This is a genomic window from Streptomyces sp. NPDC058620 (genome assembly GCF_042717135.1).
GTDB lineage: Bacteria > Actinomycetota > Actinomycetes > Streptomycetales > Streptomycetaceae > Streptomyces.
Window position 1 is genome coordinate 1 of the sequence record NZ_JBHXQO010000048.1, and the last position, 14,780, is coordinate 14,780.

A 14,780-nucleotide genomic window follows, 5' to 3' on the forward strand; every position below is an offset into this window, starting at 1 on the left:
GGCTGAGGCGGTTCACCCGATGTGGGTGAACCGCCTCAGCCGTGTCGTGCCGGGTGTCTGCGGGGAGGGTCAGCGCAGCTGGATGTCCGTCTGCCGGGCGATGGCCCTGAGGAACTCGCCGCGGGACAGTGCGGCGGCCACCAGCTCGATGTCGTCGGCCATGTAGCGGTCAACGCCCAGGGTCGGAACCAGGGCGCGTACCGCCTCGTACGTGGCCTTCGAGGCCGGGCTCAGACCGTCGTACCGGCCGGAGACGTCGACCGCCTGGGCGGCGGCCAGGAACTCCACCGCGAGGATCTTGTTGTTGTTCGACAGGACCCGGCGGGCGTTGCGGGCCGCGATCAGGCCCATGCTCACCACGTCCTGGTTGTCGCCGTTGGACGGGACGCTCTGGGTGCTGGCCGGGCCGATCGTGCGGTTCTCGGCGACCAGGGCGGTGGCCGGGTACTGGGCACCGGCGAACCCGCTGTGCAGGCCCGGGTCCCCGGAGACGAGGAACTCAGGCAGGCCGTAGCTGAGGTGGCGGTTGAGGATCCGGTTGAGCTGCCGCTCCGCCAGTACGCCGAGTTGGGTCAGCGCGATCGTCACGAAGTCCATGGCGAACGCGATCGGCTGGCCGTGGAAGTTCGCGCCGTGGAAGATCTCCTTCCCTTCGAAGAAGAGCGGGTTGTCGTTCGCCGAGTTGAGCTCGATGTGCAGCTTGTGGCGTGCGTGGTAGAGGGTGTCGCGCACCGCGCCGACCACCTGCGGAATGGCCCGCAGGGAGTAGGCCTTCTGCAGGTAGATCTCCGAGCGCTGGACGTCCTTGCCGGCTTCCTTGTCCTTCTGCAGTTCGCGGCGCAGGTCGGCGTGCTCGACCGTCAGCTGACTGCCCCGCATCAGGGTCCGCATGTTGGCTGCCGTGTCGATCTGCCCCTCGTGCGGACGGGCGATGTCGTGCCCCTCGGGGAGGAAGGGGCTGGTGGAACCGCGTACGGTCTCGATGAGCAGCGCGGTGACGATCTCGGCCTGCTGGGCCTGTTCCAGCGCGCGCCCGACTACCAGGGAGCCCAGGCCGGTCATCCCGGAGGTGCCGTTGATCAGCGCGAGGCCCTCCTTGAAGCGGAGTTCGAGCGGCTCGATGCCTCGTTCGGCCAGCACCCGGGCGGTCGGGACCGGCTTTCCGTCGCGAAGGACGTAGCCCTCGCCGATGAGGGTGCTCGCTACGTGGGAGAGCGGGGCCAGGTCACCGCTCGCGCCCAGCGACCCGATCTCGGGTATCGCCGGGGTGATGCCCTCGTTCAGATACTGCGCGAGGCGCTCCAGGATCACGGGGCGTACCGCGGAGTATCCCTTGGCCAGGGTGTTCAGACGGGCGGCGACGATGGCCCGTGCCTCGTCCTCCGCGAAGAGCGGGCCGACGCCGGCACTGTGGCTGCGTACCAGGTTGGTCTGGAGCTCGACTTCCTTCGACTTGTCGACCTGCATGTAGATCATCTCGCCGTAACCGGTGGTCACGCCGTAGATGGGGATGTTCTGTTCGGCGATCCCCTCGAAGATCTCCCGGCTCTTGCGAGCCTTCGCGACGGATTCGGCCGGTACGTCGACCGTCGCGCCTTCTTCCGCGACGCGGCGTACGGCGTCGATGGTCAGGGTCTCGCCGTCGAAGGAAACCGGGACGGTCTCGGTCTCGACTTGGGTCAATGCCATCACTCCATTGGTAGCGGCCGAGGCCGGTGTACGACAGGGCGGAAGGGCAGGGCTCGCGGGTGCGGCTCATCGGGTGAGCTGGGAACGGTCCACCTTTCCCGCGGCGTTGCGGGGCAGGCGGGAGGTCAGGCGGGTGAAGACGGCGGGGAGCGCGAGAGGTCCGAACTGGCGGCGCAGATGGGCCCGCCAGGCCCGGACCTCCTCGCGCGCGTCCCCCTCGCCCCGCGGCACCACGTACACGCCGAGGCGGGTCACCAGGCCCTGTTCGTTGAGGTGGGGGAGGACCGCGCATTCCAGGACCGAGGGGTCACGGTTCAGCGCGGCCTCTATCTCGGTGAGCTCCACCCGGTTCCCGAACAACTTGACCTGGAAGTCGCTGCGGCCCCGGAACTCCAGGGCGCCGTCGAAGCGCAGCCGCGCCAGGTCCCCGGTCCGGTACCACCGGTCGCCGTCGGGGGCGAATCCCGCTACGGGCCTGAACAGCGCGCTGTGGTCCGGGCCGCCGGGGACGGCGAGGTAGCCCGGCGTCACATACGGGGAGCGCACCACCAGTTCGCCGGTGACTCCGGCGGGACACAACCGGTCGTGCTCGTCCACGACGAGGACCTGGCGGCCGGGGAGAGGGTGCCCGATCGGGACCGGTCCCGCGCTCGGCCCGGTGATCTCGTGCCAGGTCGCGGCGATGGTCTCTGTGGGTCCGTAGAGGTTGATCAGCCGGGTCCGGGGCAGGGCCGTGCGGAGCTCGTCCACCAGTTCGCCGGTCAGCGCCTCGCCCATCAGGAGCAGGTGGCTCAGTGCGTCGGGCCGGTGTTCCGCACCGGAGTCGGTGATCACTCCCAGGAGGTCCCGGGCGAAGCTGGGCACGGTCTGCAGATGGGTGATCCCCTCTTGGACGAGCCACGGCACCAGCTTGTCCGGATTGACCCTGACACGCTCCGGCACCGGGAACAGCGTCCCGCCGGCCACGAGGGTCGCGAAGACCTCGGCCAGCGCCGGATCGTGCTCCGGGGAGACCCACTGCGCCACCCGCGCACCCGGTCCCATCGAGAATCTCTCGCCCATCCAGCCCACGAACTGCGCCAGTGCGGCGTGCGACTGCGCGATCCCCTTGGGGCGACCCGTCGAACCGGAAGTGAACGCAACGTAGGCGGGGTCGGAGGGATCCGGTGGCGCACCGGACGCTGCGGCACCGCCGCCGGGAGCGCTGGAACGGGAGCCGAGCACGCGGGAGGCGTCCAGGAGGCACCCGCCCGGTTCGTCGGCGTACCACCGGGCCAGCTCGTCGTCCTGCGGACCGCCGTCGAGCACCATGCAGGCGGGGCGCAGATCACGCAGCATCGCCTTGTGCCTCTCGCCCCCACCGCCCGGGGCGAACCAGGCCAGGTGGCCACCCGCCTCCAGGACTCCCAGCAGCACGGCGATCCGGTGCGCGCCCGGCTCCATCCGCACCGCCACCGGCGAGCCGGGCCGGACCCCGGCCCCGGTGAGAGCCGCGGCGACCCGGGCGGCGTGCGCGGTCAGTTCGCCGTACCCGGTGCGCGCGCCGCCGAACGAAACGGCGGCACCGTCCTGTTCGGCGTGGCGGCGTACCGAGGTGTGGACCGCTCCCTTCCCGTACCCCGCCGCTGTCCGGCCGTCCGACGCGCGCAGCGCGAGCTCCCGGCGCCGCTCGCCGTCCATCGGCAGTTCGCCGACGGGCGTGCCGGGAGCGGCGGTCGCGGCGGCCAGGAGGGTGTCCAGTTGTTCCAGGATCCGTTGGGCCGAGGTGGATTCGAACAGGGTGGTGCGGTACTCCAGGGAGCCGGTGACGGAGGGGGCGGTGCTCTGGAGGACCAGGGTCAGGTCGGCGGCGGCCGTCCCGTTGTGCACGGGCATCGGGCGCACCTCGGTGCCCGGCAGCCGCAGTGCCGTGTGCGACTGGCCCCGGTGGACGAACAAGGCGTCGGGCCCTTCGACCTCGCAGGGCGTCGACGCGGGCTCCGGCGTGTCGTGCAGCAGCTCCCGGAAGGTGGCGGACAGCGTGCCGTCGTCGCGCCCGGCGTAGCGGCGGACGAGAGCCCGGAATCCGGCCAGCAGCACTGCGGCCGGAGTGGTCTGCTCCGCTTCGGCGAGCTGTGCCGTACGGCGGCCGAGATCGGGGCCCCAGTCGAAGGCGACGGTGCTCCCCGCGTGCGGGGGCAGGTGCGGGTGCTTCCGGTCGGCCGGCAGGACCAGCGGCCCGGAAGCGGTCACAGCAGGGGCCGGGGACTCCTCGCCCCGGTGCGTGCCGTGCGCCCCTCGGCGTGAGGGAGCGGGAGCCCGGTCGCCCGCCACGATGGTGCGGTACGCGTCGGACAGGGCGGCCGGCAGTGCTCCGGATGGCCGCTCCCAGGCCCCGGCGCGGGGGGCCACCAGCAGCAGCAGATGCTCGCGCGGGCTCCTGCGGGCGATGTGGAGCCGGGCGGGCGCGTCGCCTCCGGCGAAGGGCAGGGCCGCCCACCGGGAGCACAGCTCCTCGTCCCCGAGCTCCGCGTCGGCGGCGGGCGGGCCCGGTGTCATCTGCTCCACCGGTGCGTCGTTTCCGGCAGTCGCCCGCCAGGCGGTCCGCAGGGCGTCCAGGTCGAGACCGCCGGTCACGCGGTAGGCCGCGTACCGGTGCAACGCCGCAGATCCGGGGGCTTGTCGAAGGCCCCGGTCCGGATCGGTCACAGTCATGTCATTCGCCACATCGACAATCTTGGGGCGGTGGCCTACAGGGCGCTTCTCCTTGCGTGCGGTACTTGCCGAGCCCCGCCGGGCGGCTCGCAAACCTCCGCGAACCAACTCCGCAATCTGGAAGTTGACTTCGCACAGGGGGAGTTGGGGATCATGGAGGCCCCCGTCGGCCGCGTCGGAATGGTCGCGCAGAGCGGCCCCCGGCACTCCGGCCATCGCGGAAACTGCGACGTGCCCGAAGGAGCCCCCTTGCAAGCCTGGTTCAAGCGCACCAGTGATGTGCCCGGTGACAGACGCGGAAAATGGCTGGTCCTGGCGGCCTGGTTCATCATTGCGATGGCGCTCGGCCCGCTGGCAGGGAAACTGGCCGACGTCCAGGACTCCAGTGCCAACGCCTTCCTCCCGCGGAGTTCGGAGTCGGCGAAGCTGAACAAGGAGCTGGAGAAGTTCCGCGCCGACGAGCTGATGCCGGCCGTGGTGATCTACAGCGCCGACGGTTCGCTGTCCGCCGAGGGGCGGGCCAAGGCGGAGAAGGACGTCGCCGCCTTCCAGGCGCTGGCCGCCGAAGGGGAGCGCGTCGACGCGCCCCTGGAGTCGAAGGACGGCCGGGCGCTCATGGTCGTCGTTCCGTTGATCAGCGACGCCGACATCGTCGCCACGACGAAGAAGGTCCGTGACGTCGCGGACGCCAACGCCCCTCCGGGCGTAGCCGTCGAGGTCGGTGGACCGGCGGGTTCGACGACCGATGCCGCGGGCGCCTTCGAGTCGCTCGATTCCATGCTGATGATGGTGACCGGTCTGGTGGTCGCGATCCTGCTGCTGATCACCTACCGCTCCCCCATCCTGTGGCTCCTGCCGCTGCTGGCCGTCGGCTTCGCCTCCGTGCTGACCCAGGTCGGCACCTACGTGCTCGCCAAGTACGCCGGCCTCCCGGTCGACCCGCAGAGCTCCGGCGTCCTGATGGTCCTCGTCTTCGGCGTCGGCACCGACTACGCCCTGCTGCTCATCGCCCGCTACCGCGAGGAACTGCGCCGTGAGGAGGACCGGCACGTCGCCATGAAGACCGCTCTGCGGCGGTCGGGCCCCGCGATCATGGCCTCCGCCGGCACCATCGCCATCGGCCTCGTGTGCCTGGTCCTCGCGGACGTCAACTCCTCGCGCTCCATGGGTCTGGTCGGCGCGATCGGCGTGGTCTGCGCCTTCCTCGCCATGGTCACGATCCTGCCCGCGCTGCTGGTCATCACGGGCCGCTGGGTCTTCTGGCCCTTCGTGCCCCGTTGGACGCCTGAGGCCGCCGCCGAGACCGAGGCACCGGCGTCCCGCAGCCGCTGGGAGCGCATCGGTTCCGCGACGGCCGCCCGGCCGCGCCGCGCCTGGGTGCTGTCTCTCGCCGCGACGGGTCTCCTCGCCCTCAGTTCTCTCGGCCTGGACATGGGACTCACCCAGAGCGAACTGCTGCAGACGAAGCCCGAGTCCGTCGTCGCCCAGGAGCGGATCTCCGCGCACTATCCGTCCGGATCCTCCGACCCCGCCACCGTCGTGGCGCCCACCGCGGACGTGGCCGAGGTGCGACGGGCCGCCGATGGGACCGAGGGCGTGGTGTCCGTCCAGGACGGCCCCGCCACCCCCGATGGCGAGCTGACCCTTCTGTCCGTGGTGCTGGAGGACGTCCCCGACAGCGCCGGGGCCAAGGACACCGTGGACGCCCTGCGTGAGAACACGGACGCTCTCGTGGGCGGGACGACTGCCCAGAGCCTGGATACCCAGCGCGCTTCCGTCCGCGATCTGTGGATCATCGTCCCCGCGGTCCTGCTTGTCGTCCTGCTCGTCCTGGTCTGGCTGCTGCGCTCGGTCGTCGGCCCGTTGATCATGCTCGGCACCGTGGTCGTGTCGTTCTTCGCGGCGCTGGGTGCTTCCAACCTGCTCTTCGAGAACGTGATGGGGCACGCCGGCGTCGACTGGTCGGTGCCACTCCTCGGGTTCGTGTACCTGGTCGCCCTCGGCATCGACTACAACATCTTCCTCATGCACCGCGTGAAGGAGGAAGTGACCCTGCACGGCCACGCCAAGGGCGTACTCACCGGTCTGACCACCACCGGCGGTGTCATCACCAGCGCCGGTGTGGTCCTCGCCGCGACGTTCGCCGTCATCGCCTCGCTGCCCCTGGTCCCGATGGCGCAGATGGGCGTCGTGGTCGGTCTCGGCATCCTGCTGGACACCTTCCTCGTACGCACGATCCTCCTCCCGGCCCTGGCGCTCGACCTGGGGACCAGGTTCTGGTGGCCGGGCGCCCTGTCGAAAGCGCCCGGGGCCCGGGGCCCGGCCCCCGCCCACGAGGGCCGCGCGTCGGAGCCCGTGGGCTGAGACCCGTACGGCGGGCGGCCGGTTCCCCCGGGCCGCCCGCCGTGCGACTGCGCAATCCGGAAGATGGGAAGCCGACGACTTGGAGTCACGATGGTGATCAGCCAGCCGCAGGTCGACCCTGGAAGGAAATGCCGTGTTGGGCGATGAGGACGGCAAGGCCGCCGAACTGTGGTCGATGGCGAACCTGGGCACTCCGATGGCCGTGCGCGTCGCCGCGACGCTGCGCATCGCCGACCACATCGTGGCCGGAACGCACACGGCCCGGGAGCTCGCCGAAGCGGTCGACGCCCATGAGGACGCGCTCGACCGGCTGCTGCGCTACCTCACGGTCCGGGGCCTGCTGGAGCGTGACGGGTCCGGCCGCTACACCCTGACCCCGCTGGGCCGACCGCTGTGTGAGGACCACCCCGCGGGTGTGCGGGCTTGGTTCGACATGGAGGGGGCGGGCCGGGGCGAGCTGTCCTTCGTCGATCTGCTGCACAGCGTACGGACCGGGAAGGCCGCCTTCCCGCTCCGCTACGGCCGCTCCTTCTGGGAGGACCTGGCGGCCGAACCCGACCGCGCCGAGTCCTTCAACCGGCTCCTCGGCGAGGACGTCGCCACCCGTGCGCCGGCCGTCGTCGCCGGCTTCGACTGGGCGTCGGCCGGAAGTGTGGTCGACGTCGGAGGCGGCGACGGTTCCCTGCTGACCGCGCTGCTGACCGCGTACCCCACACTGCGCGGTACGGTCCTGGACCTGCCCGACGCGGTGCAGCGCGCGAAGGAGTCGTTCGCGGCGTCCGGTCTGGACGGCCGGGCGAACGCGGTCCCCGGCAGCTTCTTCGAACCGCTTCCGCCCGGCGCCGGCGCCTACGTACTCTCCCTGGTCCTGCACGACTGGGACGACCAGTCGTGCGTCGCGATCCTGCGGCGCTGCGCCCAGGCGGCGGGAACGACGGGCTCGGTGTTCGTGATCGAGTCGATCGGCTCGGCGGGCGACACCCCGCGCACCGGCATGGATCTGCGGATGCTGTGCGTCTACGGAGCCAAGGAGCGGGGCGTCGACGCGTTCTCCGCGCTCGCCGCTGAGGCCGGGCTCCGGGTCGTGGCCGTACACCCCGCAGGCCCTTCCGCGATCATCCGGATGTCCGCGGTCTGAGGCACTTCTCCCCACCCGCGCGCGACGCCGAGCACGGCAGACAAGGAGACAGCATATGACCGGCACGGTCATGTCGCCGGTCGAGGCGCTCGACGCGCTGGGCACGGTGCAAGGGCGGCAGGACCCCTACCCCCTGTACGAGGCGATCCGCGCGCACGGGCAGGTGGTGCCCACCAAGCCCGGCCGCTTCGTCGTGGTCGGCCACGACGCGTGCGACCGCGCGCTGCGGGAGCCGGCGCTGCGCGTCCAGGACGGCAGGAGCTACGACGTCGTCTTCCCGTCCTGGCGCTCACACTCCTCGGTCCGGGGATTCACGAGCTCCATGCTCTACAGCAACCCGCCCGATCACGCCCGGCTGCGCCAGGTGGCGAGTTTCGCGTTCACCCCGCCCAACGTGCGCCGCATGCACGGGGTGATCGAGGAGATGACCGACCGGCTGCTCGAACGGATGGCCGGGCTCGGCTCGGCAGGCTCCCCGGTGGACCTCATCTCCGAGTTCGCGGCCCGGCTGCCCGTCGCGGTGATCAGCGAGATGCTCGGCTTCCCGGAGAAGGACCAGGTGTGGTTCCGCGACATGGCCTCCCGGGTCGCCGTGGCCACGGACGGCTTCACCGATCCGAACGCGCTCGCGGGGGCCGACGCGGCGATGGACGAGATGAACGCCTATTTCGCCGCTCTCCTGGACCGCCGCCGTCGCGCCCCGGCCGACGACCTGGTCACACAGCTCGCCCACGTCCACGACAGCACCCCGGAGCGCCTGAGTCACGACGAGTTGACGGGCACCATGATGGTGCTGCTGACGGCGGGGTTCGAGACCACGAGTTTCCTGATCGGCCACGGGGCGATGCTCGCCCTGGAGCACTCGGCGTACGCCGCCCGGCTGCGCGCCGAGCCGGACTTCGCCGACGGCTACGTCGAGGAGATCCTGCGATTCGAGCCGCCGGTCCACGTCACCAGCCGCTGGGCGGCGCAGGACTTCGACCTGCTGGGCGTACCCGTTCCGGCGGGCTCCAAGCTCATCCTGATCCTGGCCGCCGCGAACCGGGACCCCGGCCGCTACCCCGATCCCGGCCGCTTCGACCCCGGGCGCTTCGACCCCGGGCGGGACGGCTCGCAGGTCAGGCCACTGAGTTTCGGCGCGGGCGCCCACTTCTGTCTCGGCGCCCCGCTGGCCCGCCTGGAAGCGCGGATCGCGCTGCCGCGGCTGCTGCGCCGGTTCCCGCGGCTGACCGTGTCCGAGCCACCCGTCTACCGCGATCGCTGGGTCGTCCGCGGTTTCGAGACCTTTCCCGTCACCGTCGAGCCCTGACCCCGCTGCAAGACGTGGACGCGCGCACGGCACCCGCGCCGAGGCCGGCGCCGTCAACACCTCCCGCCCCGGCTCCACGCACCTCCTACGACCGCCGGCGCGCCCGCGGCAGGACCCCCGCCCCGGCACTCCTCCGCCTCCGCCCGCCCCCTCACGCCGCCGGCCCGGGACAGCGGCACTGCCGGGCCGGCGGCGTGACGGCTCAGACGTACAGGGTGTTGGGACCCTGGCCGCACAGGACCCGGCCGTACAGCTCCAGGTTCGTACCCGGATTCATGAGCGCGTGCAGCGTGATGCTCTGCGCATCGCGCTGCACGCGCTGGATCGGGACGTCGTTGTAGATCGAGGAGCCGCCGCTCGCCGACGCGAGGATGTCCACCGACTCCTTGCCCAGCCGGCAGGCCCGGCCCAGCAGGCCGCGGCACAGTGCACGCTCCTCCAGCGTCCACGCCTCCCCCGAGGCTCCCTTGGAGTCGACCAGGCCGGCCAGCCGGTGGGCCTGGAACCGTGCCTCGTCGGCCAGCAGGGTCGCCTCGCCGAGCTGGAGGTGGGTGATCGGAGCCGCGCTCTGTTCCTCGTAGTCGGTGTAGGTGATCTTCCGGCCGGCCAGCCGGCTGCGGAAGGCGTCCTGGGCGGCCGCGGCCAGACCGGTCATGGTGCCTACCGACGAGGCGGAGGCCACGGCCAGCATCGGCGCCCGGAACATCGGGGAGCCGGCGTTGAGTTCGGAGGCGTACTGCTGCTGGAGCACCGCACCCAGCGGAAGGACCCGCTCCTGGGGGACGAAGACGTCCGAGGCGATGGTGGTGACGCTCCCGGAGCCGCGCAGGCCCGAGGTGTACCAGTCGTCGACGATCTGCAGCTGGTCCGTCGGCACCAGGGCCATCACGGGCTGCATGCCGCCGTCGGGCGTGGGCGAGACCGCGATCAGCACCTGCCAGTGGCTGTGCCAGGCGCCACTGATGAAGCCCCACTTGCCGTTCACCACGACGCCGCCGTCGGCCGGAGCCGCCATGCCCCCGGGGCTGAGGGTGCCGGACACCCTGACGTCCGGCCGGGAGAACACCTCGTCCTGGACGTGGTCCGGGAAGAGGCCCGCCATCCAGGTGGGTATCCACCACACCGACGCCGTCCACGCGGCCGATCCGTCGCCGCGGGCCAGTTCGGCGGCCACGTCCACCAGAGTTCGGGCGTCGGACTCGTAGCCGCCGTAGCGGGCCGGTACGCGCATACGGAAGATGCCGGCCTCGGCCATCGCCTCGACCGACTCCTCGTGCAGCCGCCGGTTCTCCTCGGTCCATGCCGCGTGCGACTGGAGCAGCGGCCTCAGCTTCGAGGCTCGTTCCACCAGTTCGGTGCGGGCGGGCGTAGACGTGAGGTCCACTCGATCCTCCAGGAATCAGGAGACGCCCTGTCCGCGGCATGCGGAAGCGAGGGGGTCTGCGCGCATCGGTCAGGACGGCGTTGCCCTGCTCCCGCATCGTTCACCGAGTCGCGGGAGCGCCGCATCTCCTCGATTGCCAGCGGTCCCGCCCTTTCCCGCGAGCCCGTGCGAGAGGGCATCCCACGAGAAGCCCGGACCCGGCCGACGGGTCGAGAATGTGCTTCTCGGCCTGAGTCGCGGCCGGCGCCGGCGTCCGTCGTCGGTCACGCCGGACGCCGGCCCTGTCAGGGAGGTAGCCCATGAGCGACAGCGACCGCCCGTCCCGGGCGACGACCGGAGCGGCACGCACCACCACCACCACCACGACGACGCCGTCGGCCGGCACGGTCCTCGGCACGGCGGCGGCCTCGTCCGCCGAGTACAGCGCGGCCACCGCTCAGGGAGCGGCGACCGCGCTGGTGCGCCTGCTGATGGAACAGATGGTGTTCGGTCCTGGCTACGTCGCGCCGAGGGACCGCGTCGAAGCTCCGGGAACGGGGGCGCGGAGCGCCGACGACGGGCAGGACCTCGTGTCGCGGGCCGCGGAGGACATACCGCAGGAGCCAGCTCCTGAGAGGGGATCCCGTGTGAATCACGAGAAGGAGAGGCTGCGGTGAGGCCGCTCGTGCGGGCTGTGCTGCGGGGTTCCCTGCGGCAGGTGCGGTACGTACATGTGATCGCCCCGCGCCGTGCCCGGGGCCTGGTCGCGCAGGTGTACCGGGAGACGGAGGGAGAGTTCGGGGTGCTCGCACCGCCCTTGGCTCTCCACTCACCGGCCGCCGCGTCGCTGGCCGCGACGTGGCTGATGCTCCGGGAGACCCTGCTGGTCGACGGGCGGGTGAGCCGTTCGGTGAAGGAGACGGTCGCCACCGAGGTGTCGCGGGCCAACGATTGCCCGTACTGCGTTCATGTGCACCAGGCGGTCCTCGGAACGCTGCCGCCGCAGGGGATCGACTCCGGGCTCATCGAGTGGGCCCGGACGACCGGACGGCGTGCCCAGGGCGACGCCCCCGGCAGGGAGGGCTCGTTCCTGCTCACGGCCGGACAAGCGCCCGAGCTCTGCGGCATCGTGGTGACGTTTCACTACATCAACCGCATGGTGTCGCTCTTCCTGGCCGACTCCCCCATGCCCGCCCGGACGCCGACACCCCTGCGCGGACCCATCATGCGCACCACCGCACTGGCCATGCGCCCCGTCGCGCCGGGGCCGCTGACACCGGGCGAGTCGCTCGGCCTGCTGCCGCCGGCCCCGCTGCCCCCGGGGCTGGAGTGGGCCGAGGCCAGTCCTTTCGTGGCCGACGCCCTGGGGCGTGCCTTCGCCGCTGTGGAGCAGGGGGCACGCTGGGTGCCCGAACCAATCGTGGAGCGGCTGCGCTCGCGCCTCGACCTGTGGGACGGAACGGCCCCCGGGCCCGGCCGGAGCTGGCTGGAGGAGGCCGTGTCGGGGCTGCCGTCCGAGGACGTGCCCGCCGCCCGCCTCGCGTTGCTGACCGCCTTCGCGCCGTACATGACGCTCCCAACGGATGTCGAGGCGTTCAGGAGCCGGTTCCCCACCGACCGTGAACTCATCGAGCTCACGTCCTGGGCCGCCCTGACCACCGCTGTGCGTATCGGCGGCCGGATCACCGTGCCCCGTGCCGCCGGGCCGGTGTGAACGGCCCGCCGGCAGGGGATCGTGGGGTCACAAGGGGTGGCGGACGCCGGTAAGGCGTTCGGACTTCTCCCACAGGCGACGACCGGCTTCCGGGTCGCGGGCTGCCCGACCTGGACGCACGACCCCGGGCGCGCCCCGTGTCTCGGTCACGCCGAGCGGTCCGTAGTACTCGCCGCCCCGCGCGCCGGGGTCGGTCGCGGCCCGCAAGCCGGGCAGCATCCCCATGGCGGCGCTCTGCAGGAACAGCGGAGCGAATACGGAGCCCAACCTGCGCACGGGAGCCGGGAGGTGGCGGCCCAGGCCCGTCGCGGCCAGTCCTGGGTGGGCGGCGAGCGAGATCATGTCCGCACCCGACTCCACCAGTCTGCGGTGGAGTTCGAGCGCGAACATGAGGTTGGCCAGCTTGGACTGGTTGTAGGCCCGGTACCGGTTGTAGCGGCGTCCGCCGTCCAGCTCGCGGAAGTCGGCGCGCCCCAGCCTGTGAAGGTAACTGCTGATCGTCACCACGCGCGCGCCGGGTGCGGCCCGCAAGGAGTCCAGGAGCAGACCGGTGAGGGCGAAGTGACCCAGGTGGTTCGTGGCGAACTGGAGTTCGTGTCCGTCCGGGGTGTGGGCCCGGTCGGCCCACATCACTCCCGCGTTGTTGACCAGCAGATCGATACGGGAGAACTGCCGGCGCAGTTGCTCGGCTCCGGCCCGCACCGAGGCGAGACTGGCGAGGTCCAGTTGCTGGACCGTCAGGGCCGCTGCGGGCACGCGGGCCCGGATGCCGGCCGCGGCAGCGTCCCCGCGGTCCGGATCGCGCACGGCCAGCACCACGTGGGCGCCTCGCCGGGCGAGTTCCTCCGCCGTTTGCAGTCCGATGCCGGAGTTCGCGCCGGTGACCACCGCAGTGGTGCCGTTCCGGTCCGGGATATCGGCCGTGCTCCACGTTCGCCGGGTGCTCATCGGTCGCCCCTTTCCGGGTGCGTCGCGTCAGTCGGTCTGGGCCGACGCGCCGCGGTAGCCGTCGGCGACGATCCGCCGGGCGGCGTGCTCGTAGTACTCACCGTCCTTGGGCAGCTCGGTGGCGAGGCCGCTGACGTAGCGGTTGTACATGCAGAACGCCGCGGCGATCAGAACGGTGTCGTGCAGGGCGGTGTCGTCCGCGCCCTCGGCGCGGGCCGCGGCGACCGCCTCGTCGGAGACCGGGCGCGCGGCGTTCTGGACCTCGGCGGCGACGGCCAGCAGCGCGCGCAGCCGGCCGTCGACCGGCGCGGTGGCGGGGTCGGCCAGGACGGCCTCGACCAGGCCCTGCCCCCCGGGCAGCTGCGCGGCGGCGAAGGCCCCGTGGGAGGCGGAGCAGAACTCGGTGGAGTTGAGCTGGGAGACGTACGCTGCGATGAGCTCGCGCTCCCCCGGGCTGAGCGAGGAGGGTGCCCGCAGCAGAGCGTTCGCGAGGTCGCCCAGCGGTGCGGCGGTATCGGGACGGTGAGCCATCAGGCCGCTGATACCGGGGAGATCGTTGTCGAGTGCGATGTGAGGCACGGCTCTTCCTTCCGGGAAGGCGAGAACGGGACGGCGGGTCAGGGCCATTCGACGTCGTTGACGGCGCAGATGCGGGTGAAGGGCCATTCCACGTCCTCTCCCTCCGTCGCGGCATGGGCGGAGGCCGTGGGGAAGAGGGTGACGAGTCCGAACGTGCAGATGAGGAGGGACGGTCGGGCAACGTGAAGTGCGGTACCCATGCGAGCTCCTAGCGAGGGCGGCGTGGCCGCGGGACGATGAGACCTCGTGATGCTGGGAAGCTAGTGAATCGCACTCGCAGTGGCAACGATATGCCAGACTTTGGCAACTTGCCTGGGTATCAGCCGGACTGTCGGCGGAGTGTGGAGACGGAGCGGTCGGCTCCCGCGATCAAGCCGCTGAGCAGCAACGTCTGTTCCGCGAGGGTCGGGGCGGCCAGCATGTCGCGCACGGGAAGCGCGACGCCGAACTCCCTGTCGATCCTGCGCACCAGCCGGGTGATCAGCAGGGAGTCCCCGCCGTGCTCGAAGAAGTCGGCGCCCTCCGAAGGGTCCGGGAAGCCGAGCAGGTCGCCCCATTCCCGTACCAGCACCTTGCGGATGTCACCAGCGGTGACGGCGGGCCGAGGGGCGGCACGCCGGGCCGAGCGCAGCCGCGAGGCGTGCACCAGCGCCACCTGGTCGCCAAGGTTGCGCCGCGACAGCTCGCGCAGTGACACCGCGACACCGAACCTCTCGGCGATCTTGCGCACCAGCCGGGTGATCAGCAGAGCATCCCCGCCGCGCGCGAAGAAGTCCGAATGCTCGGTCAGGTCCGAGCGGCCGAGGAGCTCGCTCCACACCCCGATCATGAACTCCCGTACGTCGCCGGGCCGGCCCTCGTCGCCCTCGCCGCTCCCCGCCGCGCCGGGCCCCGCATGCCGGTTCCCGCCGGTGACGGCAGAGCGGTCACTGGCCATGGTCGCCACCTCCGTGAGTGAGTTTCGGCTGCATCGGACGCTTGT

12 protein-coding genes are annotated in these 14,780 nt (G+C 71.7%); 5 read left to right on the top strand and 7 right to left on the bottom strand.

What is annotated here, in order from left to right:
* Positions 1-69: 69 nt before the first annotated feature.
* Both cmdF and ACFWSK_RS29820 read right to left on the bottom strand, forming a co-directional pair.
* Positions 70-1,689 (bottom strand): tyrosine 2,3-aminomutase, encoded by a 1,620-nt coding sequence (gene cmdF, locus ACFWSK_RS29815; protein WP_383792793.1) that lies wholly within the window; start codon positions 1,687-1,689, stop codon positions 70-72.
* Between the two features lie 66 nt (positions 1,690-1,755).
* On the bottom strand, positions 1,756-4,383 hold the full coding sequence (locus ACFWSK_RS29820; protein ID WP_383792797.1) for an amino acid adenylation domain-containing protein: 2,628 nt from the start codon (positions 4,381-4,383) through the stop codon (positions 1,756-1,758).
* A gap of 249 nt (positions 4,384-4,632) precedes the next feature.
* On the opposite strand from ACFWSK_RS29820, the gene ACFWSK_RS29825 reads away from it, so the two are divergent.
* The 3 genes from ACFWSK_RS29825 (at position 4,633) to ACFWSK_RS29835 (ending at position 9,194) form a co-directional block, all read left to right on the top strand.
* The gene (locus ACFWSK_RS29825) at positions 4,633-6,747 is read left to right on the top strand and encodes an MMPL family transporter (RefSeq protein ID WP_383792800.1); all 2,115 of its coding nucleotides are present in this window, start codon (positions 4,633-4,635) and stop codon (positions 6,745-6,747) included.
* 136 nt (positions 6,748-6,883) lie between these two features.
* The gene (locus ACFWSK_RS29830) at positions 6,884-7,885 is read left to right on the top strand and encodes a methyltransferase (RefSeq protein ID WP_383792885.1); all 1,002 of its coding nucleotides are present in this window, start codon (positions 6,884-6,886) and stop codon (positions 7,883-7,885) included.
* Between the two features lie 55 nt (positions 7,886-7,940).
* The gene (locus ACFWSK_RS29835; protein WP_383792803.1) at positions 7,941-9,194 is read left to right on the top strand and encodes a cytochrome P450; all 1,254 of its coding nucleotides are present in this window, start codon (positions 7,941-7,943) and stop codon (positions 9,192-9,194) included.
* A 202-nt stretch (positions 9,195-9,396) separates the two neighbouring features.
* On the opposite strand, the gene ACFWSK_RS29840 is transcribed toward ACFWSK_RS29835, so the two are convergent.
* Positions 9,397-10,578: an acyl-CoA dehydrogenase family protein gene (locus ACFWSK_RS29840; protein WP_383792806.1), complete on the bottom strand. Its 1,182-nt coding sequence runs from the start codon at positions 10,576-10,578 to the stop codon at positions 9,397-9,399.
* A gap of 299 nt (positions 10,579-10,877) precedes the next feature.
* On the opposite strand from ACFWSK_RS29840, the gene ACFWSK_RS29845 reads away from it, so the two are divergent.
* Together ACFWSK_RS29845 and ACFWSK_RS29850 are read left to right on the top strand one after the other, a co-directional pair.
* A complete protein-coding gene (locus tag ACFWSK_RS29845; RefSeq protein ID WP_383792808.1) occupies positions 10,878-11,234 on the top strand; it encodes a hypothetical protein in 357 nt (118 codons plus the stop codon).
* Positions 11,231-12,271 (top strand): alkylhydroperoxidase, encoded by a 1,041-nt coding sequence (locus tag ACFWSK_RS29850; protein ID WP_383792811.1) that lies wholly within the window; start codon positions 11,231-11,233, stop codon positions 12,269-12,271. Before ACFWSK_RS29845 ends, ACFWSK_RS29850 begins: the two co-directional genes overlap by 4 nt.
* Positions 12,272-12,298: 27 nt before the next feature.
* Here ACFWSK_RS29850 and ACFWSK_RS29855 read toward each other — a convergent pair whose 3' ends face one another.
* The 4 genes from ACFWSK_RS29855 to ACFWSK_RS29870 form a co-directional block, all read right to left on the bottom strand.
* Positions 12,299-13,219 (bottom strand): oxidoreductase, encoded by a 921-nt coding sequence (locus ACFWSK_RS29855; RefSeq protein WP_383792813.1) that lies wholly within the window; start codon positions 13,217-13,219, stop codon positions 12,299-12,301.
* A 27-nt stretch (positions 13,220-13,246) separates the two neighbouring features.
* Positions 13,247-13,798 (bottom strand): carboxymuconolactone decarboxylase family protein, encoded by a 552-nt coding sequence (locus ACFWSK_RS29860; RefSeq protein WP_383792816.1) that lies wholly within the window; start codon positions 13,796-13,798, stop codon positions 13,247-13,249.
* Positions 13,799-13,836: 38 nt separating this feature from the next.
* Positions 13,837-13,998 carry a hypothetical protein gene (locus ACFWSK_RS29865; protein ID WP_383792819.1) on the bottom strand — a complete coding sequence of 54 codons (162 nt, stop codon included), beginning with the start codon at positions 13,996-13,998 and terminating at the stop codon, positions 13,837-13,839.
* A gap of 119 nt (positions 13,999-14,117) precedes the next feature.
* Positions 14,118-14,735, bottom strand: coding sequence for a phosphopantetheine-binding protein (locus ACFWSK_RS29870; RefSeq protein WP_383792821.1), 618 nt, complete (start codon positions 14,733-14,735; stop codon positions 14,118-14,120).
* Between the last annotated feature and the right edge of the window lie 45 nt (positions 14,736-14,780).

Excerpts from the sequence above, each read along its gene's own strand:
- cmdF (WP_383792793.1), bottom strand. The coding sequence starts at position 1,689 with ATGGCATTGACCCAAGTCGAGACCGAGACCGTCCCGGTTTCCTTCGAC.
- ACFWSK_RS29865 (WP_383792819.1), bottom strand. The coding sequence starts at position 13,998 with ATGGGTACCGCACTTCACGTTGCCCGACCGTCCCTCCTCATCTGCACG.
- ACFWSK_RS29820 (WP_383792797.1), bottom strand. The coding sequence starts at position 4,383 with ATGACTGTGACCGATCCGGACCGGGGCCTTCGACAAGCCCCCGGATCT.
- ACFWSK_RS29845 (WP_383792808.1), top strand. The coding sequence starts at position 10,878 with ATGAGCGACAGCGACCGCCCGTCCCGGGCGACGACCGGAGCGGCACGC.
- ACFWSK_RS29870 (WP_383792821.1), bottom strand. The coding sequence starts at position 14,735 with ATGGCCAGTGACCGCTCTGCCGTCACCGGCGGGAACCGGCATGCGGGG.
- ACFWSK_RS29835 (WP_383792803.1), top strand. The coding sequence starts at position 7,941 with ATGACCGGCACGGTCATGTCGCCGGTCGAGGCGCTCGACGCGCTGGGC.
- ACFWSK_RS29855 (WP_383792813.1), bottom strand. The coding sequence starts at position 13,219 with ATGAGCACCCGGCGAACGTGGAGCACGGCCGATATCCCGGACCGGAAC.